This is a genomic window from Rhodococcus sp. EPR-134 (assembly GCF_001647205.1).
Classification (GTDB): domain Bacteria; phylum Actinomycetota; class Actinomycetes; order Mycobacteriales; family Mycobacteriaceae; genus Rhodococcus_F; species Rhodococcus_F qingshengii.
The window spans coordinates 1-5,059 of the sequence record NZ_LVCT01000700.1 but is presented as its reverse complement, the minus strand read 5'-3'; the positions used below and the strand labels follow the sequence as shown (position 1 = coordinate 5,059).

Annotated in this window: 4 protein-coding genes and 1 pseudogene; all 5 read right to left on the bottom strand. The window is 60.8% G+C overall.

Annotated features, from left to right (window positions below; genetic code table 11):
- Nucleotides 1–207, bottom strand: a 207-nt coding sequence (locus A2J01_RS30455; protein ID WP_197494337.1) for an anhydro-N-acetylmuramic acid kinase, incomplete at its 3' end; no start/stop codon positions are given.
- A 46-nt stretch (nt 208–253) separates the two neighbouring features.
- Nucleotides 254–1,585, bottom strand: a complete 1,332-nt coding sequence (locus tag A2J01_RS30450; RefSeq protein WP_064114227.1) for an MFS transporter — start codon at nt 1,583–1,585, stop codon at nt 254–256.
- Between the two features lie 104 nt (nt 1,586–1,689).
- Entirely contained in the window at nt 1,690–2,670 is a 981-nt protein-coding gene (locus A2J01_RS30445; RefSeq protein ID WP_064114226.1) for a linear amide C-N hydrolase, read from the bottom strand.
- Between the two features lie 17 nt (nt 2,671–2,687).
- Complete coding sequence (locus A2J01_RS30440; RefSeq protein WP_064114225.1) at nt 2,688–4,595, bottom strand: alkyl/aryl-sulfatase; 1,908 nt, start codon at nt 4,593–4,595, stop codon at nt 2,688–2,690.
- Between the two features lie 109 nt (nt 4,596–4,704).
- Nucleotides 4,705–5,059, bottom strand: a pseudogene (locus tag A2J01_RS30435) (MFS transporter); the annotation flags it as partial.

The window sequence follows — 5,059 nt, the reverse complement described above, 5'->3', positions numbered from 1 at the left end:
CTCGGTGTCGAGTTGGCAGATCTGACCGACAGTGGTGGACGCCGGCGGTACCGCAGCCGCCACCGCAGCCCGCAACTCACCGGAATACGGTTCGCTGACCATGCCCAGTGGGGTGAGCACAAGAGTGTCCCCGTCGATCCGGATGTCTGCTGCGGCAGCATCGATAGCGTCGTACGAAGTACCGGACATCAGACCGATGACTCTCATGAAATATCCCTTACTCGCATCGTTTCGGCATTCGGAAGAACTGCGGTCAGTCGACGAGTGCCCGCTTGTGGGCATTCCCTCGCAAGGTACTCAAGGCGATCGCGCTGACGGCGCACGTTGCCATCACGAAGTAGGCCGGAATATCGAGATTGGACGTTTCCTTGATCAACCACGTGATGATCAGACCGGCGCAGCCCGAAAAGACCGCGTTGGACAGGGAGTATGCGAGTCCCAATCCGGTGTACCGGACCGAGGTGGGGAACATCTCGGAGAGCATGGCGGGTCCTGGTCCGGCAACAAGTCCCACTGCGGCGCCGGCGGCAAACACTGCAAATCCCTTGGCTGTCAGAGACGTCTGCTCATTCTGCAGGACGTTGAGCAGCGGCAGAGCCAAGACCAGAATTATCACGGTGCCGGTGAGCATGACCGCGCGTCGTCCGATGCGATCGCTGAGTCCACCCGCGATCGGAATGGTCACCGCGAAGCCCGCATTGGCTAGCACGGAAGCAACAAGTGCCTGATGGAAAGTCGCGTTGAGTGAACTCTGAAGATAAGTCGGCATCACGACGAGGAACGTGTAACCAGCAGCAGACCACCCCATCAACCGCCCGATTCCGAGCAGAATCGCCTTGGCTGTCTCTCCGACAGTCGGCTGCACTACAGGCGCCGCTTCATCAGCTGTCGGTTCGGACTGGACTGATCGGGCACGCTCGAACGACGGCGTTTCTTCGAGTCGGAGCCTGAGCCACAGGGCGACCAGGCCCATCGGAAGTGCAAGGAGGAACGGGATGCGCCAGCCCCAGTCGTTGAGCTGACCGGAGTCGAGAACTGTCGCGAGGAGCGCCGCGATTCCGGCACCGGCGAGCAATCCGAGCGCGACCGTGAACGATTGCCACGACCCGTACAGTCCGCGTCGTCCCGGGGGCGCGAACTCGGTCATCACCGACACCGCGCCGCCGAACTCGCCTCCGGCCGACAGTCCCTGGAGGATCCGAAGAACCGTCAAGAGCAGCGGTGCCAGAATTCCGACGCTCTCGTAGGTGGGGAGCACACCGATCAGGGTCGTCGCACCCGACATCAGCAGAAGAACGATCACCAAGGTGGGGCGTCGGCCGATGCGGTCACCGAGTCGACCGAACAGCGCGGCCCCCACTGGGCGGAAGAAGAAGGCCAGCGCAAACGACGCGTAGGTCTTGATCAGGCTTTCGAGGTCGCCGGAGCCGTCGGCGCTGAAGAAGTTCGACGCGATGATTGTCGCGAAGAACCCGTACACACCGAACTCGTACCACTCGATGAAATTTCCGACGGAGCCGGCGACGAGCGCCCTGCGCCGTTTGAGCTGCGCACCATCGTTCCGTGTCTGCACTGTGATGCCCATGCCGTCCTCCGTTGACGAAACCCGAATATGCAACAAAGTTTCATCTGAACGGAGTAGAAATGTCAAGAAGTTTCACGATTGGATTTTTGCTACGCCCGGAAGCCTTATGCTCCCGCGAACGTGAATGCCTCCGCCCGTTCGAACTGGTCAGTGGAGTCACCGGAATAGACGGTGCTCTCGTTCGGTCCGAGTCCGAGCTTTCGGACGGGTGTCCCTTCCGCGAGATCCATCGACGCCACGTCCACCCAGAAGGTATTGGGCGTCATCGCCGACTCGAAGAAATAGAGCGTGCGTTTGTGATCGACGACGGTGCGCCAACGGGTCGATGAGATGTTGGGCTCATCGGGAGTCGAAATTCCCAGGGGCACCGACACATTCCGAATAACACTGAAGGTGGACGCCAACGCCGCCCGCGGATCGTCCGTCTGCGGTATCGCATCGACATAGAACGACGCCCGAGCGAATCTGTCAGCGGCACGGTTTGTTCCGGGCAGCATGACGGTCCCGTTGATCTGCTTCCAGTACTCGTTGACGGCGAGTTGCTGATCGAAGATCGGCGAATTGGTCATCACCTGGTACTCACGGCTGTGATGAATCGTCGGGCGTCCACCGACGTACTCGATGATCGCGCTGTCTCCCCCGGCGTCCGAGAGCGACATGTGCAGCGTTGCGAGGCGGTCTTCGCCGGGAACGGCAGCGGTCACTACCGTGAACGGTTCCGACGCGAGAACTTCGACCGCTTCCTGAACTGTCGCAAAGCGATCCAGGACGTATTGCGCCCACGCCGCGATCGACAATCCCGGGGTCGAACCGTCATACGTCGGGTACTCGGACTCGACCAACCACAAAAGATTGGCAGACAGCCCAGCCTCGTTGACCCCGTCGGTCGTGCACATGTCGTAGGCCGTCGCGACAACACTTCCGTATTTCGACGTCCACTGTATCGAGTTCGGACCTGCACAGCCCTCTCTGGTCATGCCGCGCGGGAATGCCCAGAGGTTTGTTCCGAGGTCGACCTTCCAATCCATCGATCGAGCAGTGATCACAGTGCCGTTGGGCCCCAAGTAAACCAAGCGTGTACACATCGAAAACTATCCCTTCGTTACGGCGTGACGATATTGAAACTGGGATCGAAGGTATCGAGCAACCCTCCCAGCGTCTCGAACGCTGATTCGTCTCCGTCGAGCGAAATCTTCCCGGCCTTGGCCAGTTCGGCGGCCGCGCCCGGTTGCAGAAGCGCTCCCACGAGTGCCGCTTTCGGGCCCGAGACCGTCAGTTGTGTGTTCGGTGACGCGCCCTTACGTGCGTTGAGGACGCCGCGCTTGACCCACGCAGTCCATGCCTCGTCGCCGCGATCGGTGAACACGAAATCGATCCGCAGTTCCGCGTCGGTGGCCTTGTCGCCGATGAGATGTATTGCGACGAAGTCGAAGAGGATGTCGATGGGCATCGCGAGGACACTGTCCTGGCTCGCGGTGACATACGGGGCGGGCTGGGCGCCTTCACGGAGCTCCAGGGCGGCCGAGAGATAGATCCCACGCCACTGCGGCCCCTCGGCTTGATAGCCCATCTGCTCGTAGACGTCGGCTTGCAGGTTCCTCGCTTCGGTGTTCTCCGGTTGCGCGAACACCAACTTGTGCAGGATCTCTGCCGCCCATCGGTAGTCCGCGGCGTCGAATGCCCGCTTGGCCTCGTCCAGGATCTTCTGCGCGCCAAGGAGATCGACGAACCTCTTCGCCGATTCGACCGGCGGATGAGGATGAAGCGACACCGGATCGCCGTCCCACATTCCCAGTTCCTTGGTGTACACGGCGCGAACGTCGTGGTGCAGAGTGCCGTGATATCCGCGGTTGTACCACTTGTGCCCGAGTTCGTCCGGTAGTTCGATCACCTCGGCAGCTTCGAGCGGCGTGTACCCCTTGTTCGCGAGACGGAGTGCCTGGTCGTGAATGTACTTGTAAGTGTCCCTTTGCGATTCGATGAACGGCACCAGGTTCTCGTTTCCCCACACCGGCCACGTGTGCGGTCCGTAGTGAACAGCCGCGTCGTCTCCCCACCGCTCGAGAGTCTCGTCCAGATACCGCGCGAAGTTCCGAGCGTCGCGAGTGCGCGCACCTCTTAAGGTCTGGATGTTGTGGAGCGAATGATTGGCATTCTCCGCACAGGTCAGCGCGGCGAGTTCGGGGATCCAGATGTGCATTTCCTCCGGGGCCTCGGTATCCGGCGCGTAGAGGAACTCGAATTCCAGACCGGCTATCTCACGCTTCGTTCCGGTCTCCGTGATGCTGTCAGTGGGGGAAATATACGAGACAAGTGGACCTTTCGTGCTGATCGTGCCGATGCCGCAGGTAACCATCCCTTTGGCATCGAGATCGAGCAATCCACCGAAGGCGTAGAAGGACCGTCTCGCCATGGCATTTCCGGCGACGACGTTTTCCCCGATCGCGAACTTGTCGAACGACGCGATCGTGCCCGGTGCGATGATCGGAACTCGCCCGGACGTCACGTCGTCCAGATCGACGATCCCTTTGACTCCGCCGTAGTGGTCGATGTGGGTGTGCGTGTAGATGATCGCCGAAACTGGCTTGTCGCTGACGTGCTCACGAATCATCTTCATACCCTGGCGCGCCGATTCGACCCCCGCCATACAGTCGATGACGATCAGTCCCTCGCCACCTTCGACAACCGTCAAATTTGCCAGGTCGTTGTTCCGTACCTGGTAAAGGCGATCCGTCACCTGATACAGACCACCTCGGCGCATCAGTTGTCCTTGACGCCACAGGCTCGGATTGACTGTCTCCGGCGCGGCAACATCGTCACCGAGGTATGCCATCGCATCAGGATCGAAGACCGTATGCCCGTCATCGGCGACAACCTTGCCCGGCAACGGAGCGATCAACCCTCGATCCGCGTCGGCAAAATCCTGCCGGTCGTCCATGGCATACCGTGCGACTGCCTCGCGATTCGCCGTGACTGTGGCCGGTGTTGCGTCCTTCGGTGTCTGGCACATGGCACTCCCCGCTCGGATACGACGATCTGATACCCCATCATCTGTATCGGTTGGGCACGCGCTTGGAATCACCCGCGCAGGGTGAAGCTCCCACGAACACGCGAGGTGATCAGCCGGGGAGTTCCTCGGAATTCCGAGATGCGAGTGCAATCACCAGGACCGCGATCCCACATCCGGCAACCAGGATCCATCCCGACCTCGATGCCTGCGCGACATCCACCGATGCACTGCCGCCGATGATGCCACCGGCCAGCGCAACACCGAGAGCAGCACCGAATTGGCGTGCACTGGAGGTTATTCCACCAGCAAGCCCCGCCTGCGATCTCGGCAACCCGTTGACGGCGGTGTTGGTGATCGGGGCATTCGAGAACCCGAATCCGATACCGAGGAACAGGTAAGCGGCCAAGAGCATCGGAATCGCCGTGTTGTTGTCGAGCGAGACCAGGCACAGTCCACCGAGCGTC

Bases quoted from the DNA above. Each gene is read 5' to 3' on its own strand.
- A2J01_RS30450 (WP_064114227.1), bottom strand. From the start codon at position 1,585: ATGGGCATCACAGTGCAGACACGGAACGATGGTGCGCAGCTCAAACGG.
- A2J01_RS30445 (WP_064114226.1), bottom strand. From the start codon at position 2,670: ATGTGTACACGCTTGGTTTACTTGGGGCCCAACGGCACTGTGATCACT.
- A2J01_RS30440 (WP_064114225.1), bottom strand. From the start codon at position 4,595: ATGTGCCAGACACCGAAGGACGCAACACCGGCCACAGTCACGGCGAAT.